The sequence below is a fragment of the Streptomyces sp. NPDC102278 genome, assembly GCF_044766345.1.
Lineage (GTDB): Bacteria > Actinomycetota > Actinomycetes > Streptomycetales > Streptomycetaceae > Streptomyces.
This window is the reverse complement of the sequence record NZ_JBIWLV010000011.1, coordinates 176,762-193,418: the sequence shown is the minus strand read 5'-3', so window position 1 is coordinate 193,418 and position 16,657 is coordinate 176,762. Positions and strand designations below refer to the sequence as shown.

The 16,657-nt window shown below is 74.0% G+C and carries 15 protein-coding genes; 7 read left to right on the top strand and 8 right to left on the bottom strand.

Annotation, left to right across the window (positions count from 1 at the left end; all coding sequences use genetic code 11):
- Positions 1-32: 32 nt before the first annotated feature.
- Together ACIRO3_RS25550 and ACIRO3_RS25545 are read left to right on the top strand one after the other, a co-directional pair.
- Positions 33-2,087 carry an ABC transporter permease subunit gene (locus ACIRO3_RS25550; RefSeq protein WP_404140689.1) on the top strand — a complete coding sequence of 685 codons (2,055 nt, stop codon included), beginning with the start codon at positions 33-35 and terminating at the stop codon, positions 2,085-2,087.
- Between the two features lies 1 nt (position 2,088).
- Entirely contained in the window at positions 2,089-3,078 is a 990-nt protein-coding gene (locus ACIRO3_RS25545) for an ABC transporter substrate-binding protein (protein WP_404140686.1), read from the top strand.
- Positions 3,079-3,204: 126 nt separating this feature from the next.
- Here the strand turns inward: ACIRO3_RS25545 and ACIRO3_RS25540 are convergent, their stop codons facing one another.
- The 3 genes from ACIRO3_RS25540 to ACIRO3_RS25530 all read right to left on the bottom strand — a co-directional run bounded on the left by ACIRO3_RS25540 (position 3,205) and on the right by ACIRO3_RS25530 (position 5,475).
- A complete protein-coding gene (locus tag ACIRO3_RS25540; protein WP_365998697.1) occupies positions 3,205-3,456 on the bottom strand; it encodes an EF-hand domain-containing protein in 252 nt (83 codons plus the stop codon).
- A 192-nt stretch (positions 3,457-3,648) separates the two neighbouring features.
- The gene (locus ACIRO3_RS25535; RefSeq protein ID WP_404140683.1) at positions 3,649-4,902 is read right to left on the bottom strand and encodes a hypothetical protein; all 1,254 of its coding nucleotides are present in this window, start codon (positions 4,900-4,902) and stop codon (positions 3,649-3,651) included.
- A 186-nt stretch (positions 4,903-5,088) separates the two neighbouring features.
- A complete protein-coding gene (locus ACIRO3_RS25530) occupies positions 5,089-5,475 on the bottom strand; it encodes a MerR family transcriptional regulator (protein WP_404140680.1) in 387 nt (128 codons plus the stop codon).
- Positions 5,476-5,541: 66 nt separating this feature from the next.
- Here ACIRO3_RS25530 and ACIRO3_RS25525 point away from each other — a divergent pair, with 66 nt between their 5' ends.
- On the top strand, positions 5,542-6,645 hold the full coding sequence (locus tag ACIRO3_RS25525) for an alkene reductase (RefSeq protein WP_404140677.1): 1,104 nt from the start codon (positions 5,542-5,544) through the stop codon (positions 6,643-6,645).
- Positions 6,646-6,701: 56 nt separating this feature from the next.
- Here ACIRO3_RS25525 and ACIRO3_RS25520 read toward each other — a convergent pair whose 3' ends face one another.
- The 4 genes from ACIRO3_RS25520 to ACIRO3_RS25505 all read right to left on the bottom strand — a co-directional run bounded on the left by ACIRO3_RS25520 (position 6,702) and on the right by ACIRO3_RS25505 (position 9,556).
- On the bottom strand, positions 6,702-7,154 hold the full coding sequence (locus ACIRO3_RS25520) for a hypothetical protein (RefSeq protein WP_404140674.1): 453 nt from the start codon (positions 7,152-7,154) through the stop codon (positions 6,702-6,704).
- A gap of 41 nt (positions 7,155-7,195) precedes the next feature.
- On the bottom strand, positions 7,196-7,375 hold the full coding sequence (locus ACIRO3_RS25515) for a hypothetical protein (RefSeq protein WP_404140671.1): 180 nt from the start codon (positions 7,373-7,375) through the stop codon (positions 7,196-7,198).
- A gap of 194 nt (positions 7,376-7,569) precedes the next feature.
- Entirely contained in the window at positions 7,570-9,063 is a 1,494-nt protein-coding gene (locus tag ACIRO3_RS25510) for a UDP-N-acetylmuramoyl-L-alanyl-D-glutamate--2,6-diaminopimelate ligase (RefSeq protein WP_404140668.1), read from the bottom strand.
- Between the two features lie 340 nt (positions 9,064-9,403).
- The gene (locus tag ACIRO3_RS25505) at positions 9,404-9,556 is read right to left on the bottom strand and encodes a hypothetical protein (RefSeq protein ID WP_361771827.1); all 153 of its coding nucleotides are present in this window, start codon (positions 9,554-9,556) and stop codon (positions 9,404-9,406) included.
- Positions 9,557-10,304: 748 nt separating this feature from the next.
- On the opposite strand from ACIRO3_RS25505, the gene ACIRO3_RS25500 reads away from it, so the two are divergent.
- A complete protein-coding gene (locus ACIRO3_RS25500; protein WP_404140665.1) occupies positions 10,305-11,681 on the top strand; it encodes an MFS transporter in 1,377 nt (458 codons plus the stop codon).
- Positions 11,678-12,871 (top strand): anhydro-N-acetylmuramic acid kinase, encoded by a 1,194-nt coding sequence (locus ACIRO3_RS25495; RefSeq protein WP_361771829.1) that lies wholly within the window; start codon positions 11,678-11,680, stop codon positions 12,869-12,871. Before ACIRO3_RS25500 ends, ACIRO3_RS25495 begins: the two co-directional genes overlap by 4 nt.
- Before the next feature lie 69 nt (positions 12,872-12,940).
- Here the strand turns inward: ACIRO3_RS25495 and ACIRO3_RS25490 are convergent, their stop codons facing one another.
- Positions 12,941-14,407 carry an MFS transporter gene (locus tag ACIRO3_RS25490; protein WP_404140661.1) on the bottom strand — a complete coding sequence of 489 codons (1,467 nt, stop codon included), beginning with the start codon at positions 14,405-14,407 and terminating at the stop codon, positions 12,941-12,943.
- Between the two features lie 112 nt (positions 14,408-14,519).
- Here ACIRO3_RS25490 and ACIRO3_RS25485 point away from each other — a divergent pair, with 112 nt between their 5' ends.
- Both ACIRO3_RS25485 and ACIRO3_RS25480 read left to right on the top strand, forming a co-directional pair.
- The gene (locus ACIRO3_RS25485; RefSeq protein ID WP_404140658.1) at positions 14,520-15,452 is read left to right on the top strand and encodes a helix-turn-helix transcriptional regulator; all 933 of its coding nucleotides are present in this window, start codon (positions 14,520-14,522) and stop codon (positions 15,450-15,452) included.
- A gap of 60 nt (positions 15,453-15,512) precedes the next feature.
- Positions 15,513-16,580, top strand: a complete 1,068-nt coding sequence (locus ACIRO3_RS25480; protein WP_404140655.1) for a biotin/lipoate A/B protein ligase family protein — start codon at positions 15,513-15,515, stop codon at positions 16,578-16,580.
- Positions 16,581-16,657: the final 77 nt, after the last annotated feature.

The following is a 16,657-nucleotide window of genomic DNA, read 5'->3' as shown; positions in this document are numbered from 1 at the left end:
CGCAACGTCCCCGCGCCCCGGCGGTGGTGGCGATGACCTCCACCACGACGCCCGTGCGCGAGCCCGCCTCGTCGTCCGCGCCGCGGGACACGAAGCCGCCCACCGGCGGTTCGTCCCCTTCCCCCGACGGCTCCTCGTCCCGTCGCCCCGGGTCCCGGCTCCCCTTCCGTGTCGGTCGCAGGGTCCTGCCCCTCGCCGTCGCCGCGGCCGTGGTGCTCACGCTCGGAGTCCTCTTCCCCGGCGCGGGCAGTTGGCCCGGCGCCCTTGCCGTGGACCTGTCGGGCCCCCTCGGCCGGGCCGGCGACTGGATCATCGACCACCGTGACAGCCACCCGCTGTTCCTCTACTTCTTCGGTCACGTCAGCAACGTGGTCGTGGTGTCGGTCCGCGCCGTGTACGTGGTCCTGCTCGCCGCCGGCTGGACCGGTGTCACCGCGCTCGCCGGGCTCGTGGCCTGGCGCCTCGCCGGTGCCCGGCTCGCCCTGACCTCCATGGCCGCCTTCGCCGTCTGCGGCCTGCTCGGCATGTGGATCCCCACCATGCAGACCCTGGCCCTGATGGTCGTGGCGGTGGCCGCCTCGGTCGCCGTCGGCGGCCTGCTCGGTCTGGCCGCCGGGCTGTCCGCGCGCACCGAGCGCCTCCTGCGCCCCGTGCTCGACACCATGCAGATCCTGCCCGCGTTCGCGTACCTGCTGCCGATGGTGCTGGTCTTCGGCATCGGGGTGCCCGCCGCCGTGCTGGCCACCGTCGTCTACGCCGCCCCGCCCATGGCGCGCCTGACCGCCCTCGGTCTGCGCGACGCCGACGCGGGGGTCATGGAGGCCGCCGCCTCGCTCGGCGCCACCGGCCGCCAGCGGCTGCTGACCGCGCGCCTGCCGCTGGCACGCCGGCAGATCCTGCTGGGCGTCAACCAGGCGATCATGATGGGCCTGTCCATGGCCGTCATCGCCTCCGTGATCGGTGCGGGCGGCCTCGGAGACCGGGTCTACCAGGCCCTGGCCTCCGTCGACGTCGGCGCGGCGCTCGCCGCGGGCATCCCGATCGTGCTGCTGGCCGTGGTCCTGGACCGCACGGCCGACGCGGCGGGTGCCCGGCTCGGCTCCAACCCGGCCCCGGCGGCCGAGCAGCACTTCCTGCGCCGCGTCTTCGCGGGCTGGTACGGACGCCTGCTCTGCCTGCTCGCGGTCGTCGCGGTGGCCGTGGCCGGCCGGATGCTGGGCACCTCGCAGTGGCCCGGGTCCTGGAACGTGTCCCTCGCCGACCCCGTCAACCGGGCCGTGGCCTGGATGACCGACCACCTCTACTCCGGGGTTCCCGTCGTCGGCGGCACCGCCGACTGGGCGGCCCGCTTCACCGGGTGGCTCCTCGACCCGCTGCGCTCCGGGCTCCAGGCCGCCCCGTGGTGGCTGCTCCTGCTGCTGGTCGGCGCGATCGGCGTCCTGGTCGGTACCCGGCGCACCGCGCTGACCGCCGTACTCGCCCTGGCCGCCATCGGCGTGCTCGGCGTGTGGGAGCCCGCGCTGGACACGCTCTCGCAGGTGCTCGCCGCCGTCGCGGTGACGCTGGTGCTCGGCTTCGCGATCTCTGTCGGCGCCGCCCGCAGCGCCCGCGCGGAGCGGCTGTTGCGGCCCGTGCTCGACGTGTGCCAGACGATGCCCCAGTTCGTGTACCTCATCCCGGTCGTCGCCCTCTTCGGTGTGGGCCGCGCCCCGGCGGCGGCCGCCGCCGTCGTGTACGCGCTGCCCGCCGTGGTCCGCATCACCACGCAGGGGCTGCGCGAGGTGAATCCGGCCGCGATGGAGTCCGCCCGCTCCCTCGGGGCCACCGGATACCAGCAGCTGCGGCAGGTACAGCTGCCCCTGGCCCGGCCGGCGCTGCTGCTGGCCGTCAACCAGGCCGTCGTCCTGGTCCTCGCCGTCGTCATCATCGGCGGCCTGGTGGGCGGTGGCGCCCTCGGCTACGACGTCGTCCTGGGCCTGGCCCAGGGTGACCTGGCCACCGGACTGGTCGCGGGCGCCGCGATCGTCTGCCTCGGCCTGATGCTCGACCGGGTGACCCAGCCCTCGACGAAGACGAAGGAGGCCTGAGATGACCGAGACGCGAACCCTTCCCGTGAGACGTGCCCGCCGACGGATCGTCGCCGCGCTCGCCGCGGCGAGCACCCTGGCCGTCGTCACCGGCTGCGGAGCGGCCGACATGACCCGCCAGGCGTCCCCGTACGCCGCCGCCCAGGGCGCCAAGACCGTCACGCTCTCCGTGCAGTCCTGGGTCGGCGCGCAGGCCAACACGGCCGTGGCGGGCTACCTGCTCGAACACGAGCTGGGCTACCGGGTGGACACCGTCCAGGTGGACGAGGTGCCCGCGTGGGACGCCCTCAGTCAGGGCCGGGTCGACGCGATCCTGGAGGACTGGGGCCACCCCGAGCAGCAGAAGCGCTACGTCGAGGACAAGAAGACCATCGTCAACGGCGGTGACCTCGGGGTGACGGGCCACATCGGCTGGTTCGTGCCGACGTACTTCGCCGAGCAGCACCCGGACGTCACCGACTGGAAGAACCTCGACAAGTACGCCGACCAGCTGCGCACGCCCGAGAGCCGCGGCAAGGGTCAGCTGATGGACGGCTCGCCTTCGTACGTGACGAACGACAAGGCGCTGGTGAAGAACCTGGACCTGGACCTGGAGGTGGTCTTCGCCGGTTCCGAGGCCGCCCAGATCACCCAGATCAAGCAGTTCGCCAAGGAGAAGAAGCCCTTCCTGACGTACTGGTACAAGCCCCAGTGGCTCTTCGAGCGGGTCCCGATGACCGAGGTGAAGCTGCCCGAGTACAAGGAGGGCTGCGACGCCGACCCCGAGAAGGTGGCCTGTGCCTACCCGCACACGCCGTTGCAGAAGTACCTCAACGCACGGTTCGCGGACGACGGCGGGAAGGCCGCAGGCTTCCTGAAGAAGTTCCACTGGACCGTGGAGGAGCAGAACGAGGTCGCCCTGATGATCGCCGAGGAGAAGTTGTCACCGCAGCAGGCGGCGAAGAAGTGGGTGGAGCGGAACGAGGACGTCTGGCGGCCCTGGGTCCGCTGACGTCCGCCTGCCCTCCGGGTGCGCGACGGCGCCCCGCCACCGGGATCGCGGTGGCGGGGCGCCGTCGTGTCATGTGCCGGCCCCGGGGCGCGGGCGGCCTCGGGATCGCGCCGGACCCGCGCCCGGTTACCAGCCGAAGCGGCGGTCGGCCTCCCGCTCGAACTCCTCGAAGGTCAGCACCCCGTCACCGTCGAGGTTGGCCCGGTCGAAGAGGGCCGACGACGCGTCGACGTCGCTCACGCCCCAGAAGGGCAGGACACCGGTGGAAGCGAGCGTGGGGCCCTTCGTCCGCAGGGCCGAGATCACCTCGACGCGCGTCAGGACGCCGTCGCTGTCGAGATCGAGTGCGTCGAAGAGCTTGCGGGCCTTCTCGCTCATGACGTCGTCCTTTCCGCAGGAGGGGGCGGTACGGAGGTCCGGTCCGCCGGACCGAAGCCTAGTGCTGTGGCCGGAAGGGTTTGCCGGGTCGCGGTGTCCGGAAACCCTTCCGGTCACAGCACCAGGACCCCCGCCGCGTGCCTCCGCGGCCCGGTCTCCCGCGTCCCCGTTCGTTGTTCCCGTGCAGTCGGGTCAGTGCGGGCGGGCGGCTCGTACGGCGCCCGGGGCGGCGGTCGCCGCGTGGGTCGGGGATCCCTCGTACCGTGCCAGGTAGCCGCGGCGCAGCAGGTCCTCGTAGAGGCGGTCCAGTACGCCGGCGGGTGCGCGGATCCGGGCGTCGCAGCGGGCCGTGCCGCGGTTGTCGGTTTCGGCCGTGCACAGGGTCCGTTCGCGGCGGGCGTCGCTGAAGACCACCGTCCGACCGGGTACGGGGGCGCCGTGGCCGGTGGTGAGGGTGGCGGTGAGGCCCTTGACCGTCAGGACCTGCGGGTGGGATTCCCGCCGGGCGGTCGCGTCGGTCGTCCGCAGCCGGGTCGCGGAGGGCGGGATCGCCAGGCCGGTGGGGGTGTTCAGCCCGGTGACGGGCAGGGTGGTCTGGCCGCCGCCGTTCGGGGCGAGACGCACGACCCGGTTCTTGAAGGCGTCCGCGACGTAGAGGTTGTCGCGCTCGTCCAGGGCCAGTCCCAGCGGGTCGTTGAGCCCGACCGCGGGGACCGTGCTCTGGCCGCCGCCGGCCGCCACCCGCACCACACGGTTGTTGCCGGTGTCGGACACGTACAGGTTGCCCCGGGGGTCCAGTACGATCCCGGCCGGCTGGGAGAGGCCGGTGGTGGGGACGGTGCTCTGACCGCCGCCGTCCGCGCGCAGCCGCACGACGCGGTCGTTGACGAAGTCGGAGACGTAGAGCGTGCCTTCGGAATCGAAGGCGAGGCCCCACGGATGGAGCAGCCCGGTGGTGGGGACGGTGCTCTGACCGCCGCCGTCGGCGTGCACCCGCACGACACGGTCGTTGAAGCTGTCGGCGATGTAGAGGTCGCCGGCGGCGTCGAGGGCGAGGCCCAGGGGGCGGGACAGTCCGTCGGTCGGGACCGTGGTCTGGGGGCCGCCGTCGGCCGGGATCCGAACCACCCGGTTGTTGCCGGTGTCGGAGACGTACAGGTCGCCCGCCGCGTCGGCCACCATGCCCGTGGGGCGGAGCAGGTCGGTGGTGGGGACGAGGTTCTGACCGCCGCTGCCGTCGGCCGGCACCTTCAGGACCCGGTTGTTGCCGTAGTCGGAGACGTACAGCGGGGTGGGAACGGCCCCGCCGGCGGGGTCGGAGGCCGCCGCCGTGCCGACCGGGCCGAGGCCGAACGCACACAGGGTCACCCACAGGAGCAAGGGGCCGAGCCGCCGGCCGGCGCCGGCCGGCCGCCGAATGGTCTCGGGAACTGCGGAACGGGGCACGGCGCACCTACCTGTCCTGATCGTCCGGCCGCCGAGGCTAGACCCCGGACCGTCGCCGTTCCCCGGCACCACGCCACGGCCCGACCGGCTTACACACGGACGGCAGGCCTACGCACGGACGGCGGGCCTACACGCGGGGGGCGGGGCCTGCACACCGACGGCGGGCGTACACGCGGAGGGCGGGTCCTACACACCGACGGCGGGGGAACCGGCTTGCGCGCCCGAGGCCGCGTCGATCGCCTCGTCCAGGACCTCGCGGGTCAGGAGCAGTTCGGTGATCAGGCCGTCGATGCGCCGGCGCTCCGTACGGAGCTCGGCCACCAGCTTCGGCGTGGCGTTCCCGGCCGGGCCGCCGTCCGCGTCGCGCAGGCACGGAAGCAGCTCCGCGATCTTCTTGCTGTGGAGGCCGGCCGCGAAGAGCGCCTGGATACGGATGACGCGGTCGACCGCCCAGTCGCCGTAGTCGCGATGGCCGCCGGGGGTTCGGCCGGGCGTGAGCAGCCCCTGCGCCTCGTAGTAGCGCAGCGACCTCTCGCTCACTCCGGTGGCTCCCGCCAGTTCACCGATTCGCATGTCCCATCCCATCGATCGGTTCATCGACTTGAACCTGACACTGATGTCAACTCCTACGGTACGGCCATGACGATCACACCGAGGGAATCCCGGCTCTTCGAACCCGCCCCGCTGGGCGGCCTGCGGCTTCCGAACCGTCTGGTGATGGCGCCGATGACACGCAACCGCGCCGAGGCCGACGGCACTCCCGGCCCCCTGATGGCCACGTACTACGCCCAACGCGCCTCGGCCGGACTGATCATCGCCGAGGCGTCCACCCCGAACGCGGTCGGACAGACGTACCCGAACATCACGGCGATCCACACCGACGCCCACGTCGCCGGCTGGCGGGCCGTGACGGACGCCGTCGCGGAGGCGGGCGGGCGGATGTTCCTCCAGCTCCAGCACGGCGGGCGGGTGGGCCACCCCGACAACAGCGGCCACATCCCCGTCGCACCGTCGCCCGTGCCGCTCCCCGAGCCCATCCACACCCCGAACGGCGTCCGGCCCGCGGTCACCCCGCGCGAGATGACCACCGCCGACATCCGCTCCACCGCCGCCGACTTCGCCGAGGCCGCCCGCAAGGCCGTCGACGCGGGCTTCGCCGGGGTCGAGGTCCACGCCGCCAACGGCCATCTCCTGCACCAGTTCCTCGCCGGGAACACCAACCGGCGCACCGACGCCTACGGCGGGCCCCTCTCCCACCGGATCCGCTTCGTCCTGGAGACCGTCGAGGCGGTCACCCGCGCGATCGGCGCCCACCGGGTCGGCATCCGCCTGGCGCCGGGCGCGACCTTCAACGGCATCGACGAGCAAGGCGAAACCGCCGACCTCTACCGCGTTCTCCTCGCCGCGCTCCCCCGGGACCTCGCCTACGTCCACGTCGTGTTCGCCGATCCCGACGACGAGGTCTTCCGGCAGATCCGCACGGGCTGGACGGGCACGCTGATGGCCAATCCGGTCCTCGGGTGGGGCGTTCCCCTGCCCGCCGACGGCGGCGCCGCGAAGGCCGAACGCCTTCTCGCCGCCGGCGCGGACCTCGTCTCGCTCGGCCGCGCCTTCATCGCCAACCCGGACCTTGTCGAGCGCCTGCGCCGGGGCGCGCCCCTGAACCCCCTGCACGACCACGGCCTCATGTACGTGGGAGGCGCGTCCGGGTACACGGACTACCCCACCCTGGCCGGAGTCTGACCGGCGGGTGATCTGCCCGGCGGGTCGTCGGGCCGCCGGGCCGTCCGGGCGTCGGGTCAGATCCTGCCGGTCGCTCGCGCCATGTACAACCCGAGGACGGCGACCACACCGACCACGACCAGCCAGGACGCGGGGCTGGTGTGCCTGCCTCTCCGAGCGGGTCGTGGCCGCCGCTTCGAGGACCGCGAGCGGCGCGGCGCCGGTCCGGCGGCCGTGGGCCCGGCCGCGGTTTCCGCGAGGAGCCGGCGGCACACCGCGGCGAGTTCCCCCGTACCGGCGGAGAGGCCGGCAACCGCCTCGCTGCGCGCGGGGGCCGTCGTACCGCCTTCGAGTATCCGACCGGCCCGCAACAGCACCTCGTCACGCCCGGCGCTGGGTGCCAGGCTGATCCAGCGCTGGACGTGCTCCCCCCGGATGACGACGCCGCCGGCGCGGTCCCGGTAGACGGTGTGTTCCCGCCACAGGACCTCGGCCAACTCCGTGGCGATCTCTTTCAGTTGCCCGCTCATTCCCGCCCCCGTCAATTCACTGGTCGAACAAACACGGGACATTAGCGGCAGGCACCGACAGCGCCTTCGGCGGGGTGTCCGGAACGAGCGGCCCCCGCGGGATGCGACGCCCATCCCCTGGAGGTCGGGGTGACCCAGGGGCTCGTGTCGACGGTGAACGGGAACAGCAGCTGGTAGGCGAGCCACAGCCAGATGAGGGACGCGGCAGCGATCAGGCCCATGCCCCAGGCCTGGCGACGGGTGCGCGGGTGGGACGGGGCACCCGGTACGGCTGTCCGGCCGTGTACGCCGTCGCGGGCATTCCCCCCTCCGGCGACGAACCCGGGCCCACGGCCCTGTACCGCCCCGTGCCCGAGGCACCGGATCTGTCGGGCGTGCCCGGAGGGTGTCGGGCGTGCCCGGAGGGTGGGGAAGGTCAGCCGGCGGGGCGGGCCAGGTCGCGCACCGTGGCCATGTCGCTGAAGGGCAGCAGTGCCTCGCCGACGATCTGGTGCGGTTCGCTGCCCTTGCCGGCGATCAGTACCACGTCCTGCGGCCCCGCGGCGGACAGGGCGATGCCGATCGCGGTGCGGCGGTCGGCGGACCGCTCGTACGGGGTGCCGGTGGCCTCGATGCCGGGGGCGATCTGGTCGAGGATCGCCTCGGGGTCCTCGTTGCGGGGATTGTCCGAGGTGAGGACGCACAGGTCGGAGTGGGTTCCGGCGATCCGACCCATCTCCACGCGCTTCGTGGTGTCCCGGTCGCCGCCGCAGCCGAAGACGGTGATGACCCGGCCGCGGGCGAAGCCGCGGATCGCCGTGAGCACCTTGTCCAGGGAGTCCGGCGAGTGCGCGTAGTCCACGATGACGGAGGTTCCGGCGGGGGTCACGAAGCGTTCGAAGCGCCCGGGGACGGCCGGCATCAGGGCGAGCGCGGCGACCAGCCCGCCCAGGTCGTGGCCCAGGACGTGACAGGCCGCCACGGCGGCCAGCGCGTTGGACACGGAGAAGCGGCCCGGGACCGGGATCGCCGCCGCGTACTCCCGGCCGGCGTGACGCAGGGTGAAGCGGGTCCCGGAGGCGTCCGCGACCAGGTCATCGGCCCGGTAGTCGGCCTCGGTGTCGACGGCGTACGTGGTCACGGCGCCCGGCATCATCGCCCGGATGCCCGCCCCCACCGGGTCGTCGAGGTTGACCACGGCGTGCCGGCACAGGCCCTGGAACAGGCGCAGTTTGGCGTCCGTGTAGTGCGCCATCGTGCCGTGGTCGTCCAGGTGGTCCTGGGTCAGGTTGGTGAAGACGCCGACGTCGATGAACGTCCGGTCCACCCGGTACGTCTGGAGGGCCATGGAGGTGGCCTCCAACACCACGGTGCCGGTGCCCCGGTCCCGCATGTGGCCCAGGAGGTACTGGAGGTCCGGGGATTCCGGTGTGGTCAGCACCGACGGGGGCATCGGGATCATCTCGTCGCCGATCCTGCTGCCCGCCGTACCGATCACTCCGACCGCGGCGCCCTCGGAGATCCTCAGCAGCGACTCCACCATGTAGGAGATGGAGGTCTTCCCGTTGGTCCCGGTGACCGCCACCATGTCCATCTGCCGGCCGGGTTCGGTGAAGTAGCGGGAGGAGACGACGGCCGCCGCCTTCCGGGTGTCGGACACCCGCACGACGCACACGCCGGGCGACGCCGCCGGACCCCGGTGCGTGGCGGCCGCGCCGTCGGCGTCGACGAGCACCGCCACCGCGCCTCGGGCGAGGGCCGCGCCGATGGCGGCCGGGCCACCGGCGAGGTGGCCGGGCACCGCGATGAAGAGCGAGCCCGGCGTCACCCGGTCCACGTCGAAGGTGGTACCCGCGGTGATCCGCGTGGCCTCGGTGTCGCCCTGGAGGACGTGGTGGTCGTGGCCTGTCAGCAACCCGCTCAACTTCACGGTGGTCCCTTCGAAGGCGGCGGGGGCCGGGGTGCGGCCGCCGCCGGGCGGCGGCCCCGACGGCGCGTCGGAACCGCGGTGATGGCGGGAGGTGCGGTGGTGCGCGCCCGAACCCCCGGGTCCCGTGGCGCGTATGGCCCGGCCGGGTACGAGGTGCGGGGGGTGCGGGGGGGGTACGGGAGTCAGTGAGGGGAGTGCGAGGTACGGGCGGCGGATTCCGGTGCCGGGCACGGCGGTCGGCACGCGCGGGTCGGGCCCGGGGGTCAGCGGTCGGGTCCGGAGGGCGGCTCGGGGGCGCTGCCCGACCGTGGGGGCGCGCCGGGCCGGGAGCGGTGGTTCGCTAGCCGTGGCCGTGCAGGGCGCCGCGGCCGACCGTGGGGGCCTGGCCGTCGACCGCGGTCCGGGGGCTCACGCCCGTACGGCTCGCGGCAGCCGCACGCGCGGCGGACCCGGCGCGGTGCCGGTGCTCCCCCGTGATGCGTGTGCGGTCCATGCGCCGAGTGTACGGCCGCTCACCCCGCCTCGGACGCCACCCGGACAGTCCCCCGCCGGACTCCCGCTCCCCGCCGACCCGAAGGCCGGCCCGAGGACGATCACCGCCGGAACCCGAGACCGTCCCGACACCGTCCCGAGGACGGCCCGAGGTCGTCCCGAGGTCGTCCCGAGGACGGCGAGGACAACCCGAGGACGATCACCGAGACCTCTCGGGGGCCTGCCGCTTGGCCCGGATGATCGCCCGGAGGCCGCCACGGCCGGGCACGATCGCAGCCGGGCACGATACCGGTCGGCCGCAGGCGCGATCGGCCGCGGGAGCAGGCGCGATCGGCCGCGGGAGCAGGCGCGATCGGCCGCGGGAGCAGGCGCGATCGGCCGCGGGAGCAGGCGCGATCGGTCGCGGGAGCAGGCGCGGTCGGTCGCGGGCGCGCGGGGCGCGCGAACTCCCGCCCTGCCCGCCGCCCTCCTTTCGCCCACCGTCGGCGGGGCTTGCGGCCGGGGCCTCGGCTCGTCCGGTCAACTGCCGTGACGCAGAGGGTCGATGGTGCGTACCGCGCGTGGGGACGCGGCGGGTTGTCGGTGTCCGAGATGGGCCAGGGAGCAGGGGGCATCGGCGAGTCCTCCCGGGTGGGCGCATCCGGCGGAACCCGGAGACCGGCCTGCGCCGCCACCCGCCCGCGCCGCCGATCGGCTGAACCGGGGCACCGCGAGGCGTCGGCGCGGTGTGCGGGGGGCACGCAGCACGGGTGACCTCGACCGACCTGCGGCCGGCTCCGCCCCCGCGCTCCACCGCCCGCCGCGCGCTGCTTGCCGGTTCGGTCGGCAATCTCGTCGAGTGGTACGAGTTCGGCGTGTACGGCTCCTTCGCCACCGTCATCGCCGCCAACTTCTTCGCGCCCGCCACGGGTTCCGGTGCCGGGCCGGGGTCGGGCGGTGCGGCGGCGCTGATGGCGACCTACGCCTCCTTCGCGCTCGCGTTCTTCTTCCGCCCGGTCGGAGCACTCCTCTTCGGGCGCCTGGGAGACCGTCTCGGACGGCGCCCCACCCTGATCCTCGTCGTCGGCCTGATGACGCTCGCCACCACCCTGATCGGGCTGCTGCCCACCCAGGCCACCGTCGGCGCCGTCGCGCCCTGGCTGCTCACCTCGCTGCGGGTGCTCCAAGGGATCTCCGCGGGCGGGGAGTTCGGCGGGGCAGTGGCCCTGATGACGGAGTCCGCCCCGGTGGGCCGGCGCGGTCTCCACGGCGCGTGGCAGTCGTTCACCGTCGCACTGGGCCTGCTCGCCGGCGCCGGTACGGCCGCCGGGCTGGCCGCCACGCTGTCCCCCTCCGCGCTGTACGCGTGGGGCTGGCGGGTCCCGTTCCTGCTGGCCCTGCCGCTCGGTGCCGTCGCGCTGTGGCTGCGTACCGCACTGGAGGGGCCCCCCGGCCCTCCCCCGGCCGGGATCCCGGACAAGGCATCGGACGGGATCCCGGACAAGGCGCCGGGCGGGGCCGGCGCGCACGGTGTCGGGGAGCCGCGACGTCGGGGCGAGCAGGCGCGTGCCGTCGTCCTCGGTGTCGGGCGCGTGATGGGCTGGTCGGCGGCCGGGTACAGCTTCCTCGTCGTCCTGCCGTCCCACCTCCAGTCCGCCCTGGGCGTCTCCTTCCGGGAGGCCCTGCCGGCCGCCGTCCTCGCCAATCTGGGCTTCGCCGCCTCGATCCTTCCGGCCGGGATGCTCAGCGACCGGGTGGGCCGGCGGCCGGTCATGCTCGCGGGAGCGCTGGGTGTCGTCGTGTTGGCCCTCCCCGTCCTGCGGGTCCTCCAGTCGCCCGGGGCCGCGCCCGGGGCGAAGGCGGCGGCCCTCGTGTGCGCGGGGGCGTTGGTCGGGCTGATGGCGGGCCCGGGGCCCGCGATGCTCTCCGAGATGTTCCCGCGCCGCGTGCGCTGCACCGGGCTCGGATTGGCCTACGCCCTGGCCAACGCCGTGTTCTCGGGCTGCGCGGGTCTGGTCATCACCGCCCTGACCGCCCGGACGGGGAGCACCGCCGTCCCCGCCTACTACGCCGCCGGCGTCTGCGCCCTGAGCTCCCTGGCTCTGCTGACCCTGCGCGGCGACGACCATCGGGAGCCCCTGCGATGAGAGTGATCGGCCTGATGTCGGGCACCTCGTACGACGCCGTCGACGCCGCCGCCTGCGATCTCGAACGGGGGCGGGGGGACGGGGCCGGGGAACTGCGTCTCACGCCGCTGGGCATGATCGGCGAACCGTACCCGGCCGACCTGCGGGCGGCGCTCGCGGCGGCCCTGCCACCGGCGGGCACGAGCCTGGCCGAAGTGTGCCGGCTCGACACCGGCATCGGGCGGTCCTTCGCCCGGCTCGCCGTCCGCGCCGACCGCGAACTCTGCTCGGGCCGCGCCGAGTTGATCGCCTCGCACGGCCAGACCGTGTACCACTGGGTGGCCGACGGGCGGGTCCGCGGCACCCTCCAGCTCGGCGAGCCCGCCTGGATCGCGGAGGCTTCGGGATGCCCGGTCGTCTCGGGTTTCCGGCCGCGCGACGTCGCGGCCGGGGGCCAGGGCGCGCCGCTGGTGAGCCTGATCGACCTGATGCTGTTGCGGGGGCGGCCCGGGGTGTCCGCGGCCCTGAACCTCGGCGGGATCGCGAACGTGACGGTCACGGCGGCGACCGGCGACCCGGTGGCGTTCGACACCGGGCCCGGCAACGCGCTGATGGACGCGGCGGTGCGCGAACTGACCTCCGGGCGGCTCGCGTACGACGAGGACGGCGCGCTCGCCGCCGCCGGTCGGGTGCACGAGGCCTTGCTGGAGCGGCTGTCGGCGGAGCCGTACTACCGTCTGCCCCCGCCGAAGACCACGGGCAAGGAGTTGTTCGACGCCGGATACGCGGGCGCCCGTACGGCGGGGTTCGAGCGGATCCCGGCGCCGGACGTGATCGCCACCCTGACCCGTCTGACCGCCCGGACCGTGGCGGACGCGCTGCGGCCGTTCGGGGCGGGGGAGGTCTTCGCCTCGGGAGGGGGCGTCCGCAATCCGACGCTCATGGGAATGCTGCGCGAGGAGTTGGGCGCCACCGCGCTGCGAACCTCCGAGGAGCTCGGGTTGCCCGCCGCGGCGAAGGAGGCGTACGCGTTCGCGGTCCTCGGGTACCTCACCCTGCACGGCCTGCCGGGCAACGCCCCGCCGTGCACGGGCGCGGCCGGCCCCCGGGTCCTGGGCTCGATCACCCCGGGCGCCCGCCCCCTGCGCCTGCCGGCGACCGCGTCGGGCCCCCCGTACGCTCTGGTCGTACGGGGCCCGGGCCCGAGCTGACTCCCCCGGCCCGCGAGCGGCCCCCGGTGTCGGCCGTCCCCCGCCCGCCGCCCCCCGCCCGCCGCCGGCTCACCGCATGACGCGCGGCAGCCGCAGGCTGAGCAGGGCCGTCAGCGCGATCAGGCCCAACTGGACGAACAGGGTCGTGACGAGGGCGTCCCGCATGCCCGTCGACGAGGCCAGGGCGAGGAAGAGACTGCCGACGGTCGCGACACCGAGGGCGAGGGCGGACTGCTGGGTGGTGACCATGACCCCGCCGCCCACGCCGGCCCGGTCGGCCGGTACGTCGGAGAGCATCAGCCGCATCAGGAGCGGCAGTTGCAGGCCCTGGCCGAGTCCGGCGACGGCGACGCCGGGCGCCAAGGCGAGGATGGTGAGATCCGGCCAGTCCCGGCGGACCGCGAGGAGCGTCAGGCAGACGCCGATCGCCTGGAGCACTCCGCCCGCCGTGACCACCCGGGTGCCGTACCGTCCGACCAGTCGGGGGCCGACGAGGGAGGCGGCGAAGAAGGCCACCGCCATCGGCACCAGGGTCAGGCCGGCCGCCACGGGGCCCATGTCCAGGCCCTGTTGGAGGACCACCGCGATCACGAACATGAAACCGCTGAAGCCGATGGAGAAGGGCACCAGCATCACCAGTCCCCGCCGCAGCGAGTCCAGGCGCAGCAGGCTCGGCGGTACGAGGGGGCTGTGGCCGAGGCGGTCGGCGCGCCGTTCCGTCAGGTAGAAGGCCGTGGCGGCGAAGGGGAAGACCGCCAACGAGAGCCGGGTCCACAGCGGCCAGCCGGCCGCCCGCCCCTCGGTCAGCGGCAGCAGCAGGGACACCAGGGTCAGCGCCAGCAGCAGGGTTCCCGGCACGTCGACCGAGGCGGGCCGTTCGGACCGGGTCTCCGGCACGGCGCGGACCGCCAGGACCAGGCCGGCGATCACCACGGGGACGTTCACGAGGAAAACCGAGCGCCAGCCGGTGCCGGCCACGTCGGCGGCGACGAGGACTCCGCCGAGGATCTGCCCGGCGACCATGGACAGCCCGGCCGTGGCCCCGTACAGGCTCATCGCGCGGGCTCGGCGGGCGCCCTGGGTGGTGGCCTGGATGGTGGCGAGCACCTGCGGGAGCATCAGCGCGGCCGCGACGCCCTGGGCGACGCGCGCCCCGACGAGGGTCCAGGCCGTGGGCGCGAGGCCGCAGGCGAGGGAGGTGAGCCCGAAGGCGGCCATGCCGATCAGGAAGAGCCGGCGCCGGCCGGCCATGTCGCCGAGTCGGCCGCCGAGGACGAGCAGGACGGCGTACGTGACTCCGTAGCCGGCGACGATCAGTTCCAGCAGTGCCGGGCCGGCGGCCAGGTCGCGGTCGATGGTGGGCAGCGCCACGTTGACGATGAAGAAGTCGATCAGCGGCAGGGCCGCTCCGAGGAGGACCGTGAACAGGCCGAGCGGGGTGATGCCCGCGGCGGCCCGGGGTGCCGGGGTCGTGCGGCCGGCGGCCGTGGGGGCGACCGGTGTCGGATGGGTCGTGCGTACCGTTGTCTCACTCACGTCCCCGACGATCCTCCCTCCCGGAGCCTGGTACCAGAGTCTCCTTGTCCTGGTACCAGGAGTACCTGGCAACCGGCTGAGCGGTGACGCACCGGTGAGGCACTCTGGAGGCATGACCACTGTGGCCCCCGAGAGCGACGTCCGCCGGCACGAGCTGGCCGAGTTCCTGCGCAGCCGGCGGGAGCGGATCACGCCCGAGCAGGTGGGGCTGCCGCCGGGGCGGCGCCGGCGTACCCCCGGGCTGCGTCGCGAGGAGGTGGCCCAGCTGTCGGCGGTCGGCGTCACCTGGTACACGTGGTTGGAGCAGGCCCGGGAGATCCAGGTGTCGCCGCAGGTGTTGGACGCCGTGGCGCGCGCCCTGCTGCTGGACCCCACCGAGCGCGCCCACCTCTTCTCGCTGGCCGGCAGCCTCGATCCGGCGCCGCACACCCCCTGCCCGAGCGTGACGCCGGCGCTGAGGGCGATGCTCGACCAGTTGGGGCCCATCCCGGCGTGCGTCCAGAACAGCCGGTACGACATCCTCGCCTACAACGCGACCTACGGGCGGCTGCTGTGCGATCTGGACAACCTGCCGCCCGAGGACCGGAACTGCATGTGGCTGGCGTTCACCGATCCGCAGTGGCGGGCGGCCATGGTCGACGTCCCGGACGTGAACCGGGTGATGGCGGCCAAGTTCCGGGCGTCGATGGCGGAGCACCTGGCCGAGCCGGCCTGGAAGACGCTGCTCGCCCGGTTGGACGCGGCCTCGGCGGAGTTCCGGGAGATCTGGGCGCGGCACGAGGTGGTCGGCCTCGGCGGCAAGTCCAAGTACATCCGCAACCGGCACGTGGGGTTGTTGCACGTCGAGCAGACCAATCTGTGGTTGGGCCCGACGGCGGGACCGCGCCTGATGACGTACGTGCCGCTGGACGAGGAGACCCGCTCGCGGCTGGAACGCCTGGCGCGCATGGAACACCTCGACCACCCGGGCCGCCCGGAGCACCCGGGCCGCCCGGACCGGCCGGACCGCCCGGATCGCCTGGGAGAAGATCGCGATACCGTTTGATGGCAATTGCGGTCATGACGACCGTCGACGGACGGCAGGCGGAGCAAGGGGAGGCCACCGGTGCACGGTGAATACAAGGTGCCGGGCGGCAAGCTCGTCGTCGTGGACCTGGACGTCGAGTCCGCGGACCGCGGCGAGGTGCTGCGCGACGTGCGGGTCGCGGGTGACTTCTTCCTCGAACCGGACGAGGCCATCCTCGACATCGACCGCGCCCTGAACGGCGCGCCGGCCGACGCCACCGCCGAGCAACTGGCGGCCCGCGTCGAGGCGGCGCTCCCGCCGGGCACCGTGATGTTCGGCTTCACGGCGGAGGCCGTGGGCATCGCCGTCCGACGGGCGGTGGCGCACGCCACCGACTGGACGGACTACGACTGGCAGCTGATCCACGACGCCCCCCAGTCCCCCGCCCTGCACATGGCCCTGGACGAGGTGCTGACGGCCGAGGTCGCCGCCGGGCGGCGACCGCCGACGCTGCGGATGTGGGAGTGGGGCGCCCCCGCCGTGGTCATCGGAAGCTTCCAGTCGCTGCGCAACGAGGTGGACGCGCGGGCGTTGGAGGAGCACGGGATGACGGTGGTGCGCCGGATCAGCGGCGGCGGCGCCATGTTCATCGAGCCCGGCAACACCATCACGTACTCCCTGAGCGTGCCGGACGCGCTGGTGCGGGGGCTGTCGTTCGCCGACAGCTACGCCTACCTCGACGACTGGGTGTTGGGGGCCCTGGACGGCATGGGCGTGAAGGCCTGGTACCAGCCCCTCAACGACATCGCCACCGAGTCGGGGAAGATCGCGGGCGCCGCGCAGAAGCGCCTGGCCGGGACGGCCGGCGCGGTCCTGCACCACGTGACCATGGCCTACGACATCGACGCGGACAAGATGCTCGACGTGCTCCGCATCGGCAGGGAGAAGCTGTCGGACAAGGGGACGAAGAGCGCGCGCAAGCGGGTGGACCCGTTGCGGCGCCAGACCGGGCTGCCGAGGGACGCGGTGATGCGGCGGATGATCGAGTCCTTCCGGGACCGCCACGGCTTGACGGAAGGCTCGGTCACGCCCGAGGAGATGGCGCGGGCCCGGGAGTTGGCGGCCGGCAAGTTCGGCTCCGAGGATTGGACGGCGCGCATTCCGTGACCCCGCCGGGTGCCGGCTGGTACCGGCCCTCGGGGGCGGGCCGTGGCGCGCGCGGTGTTGCACGCTGGACACCGCGC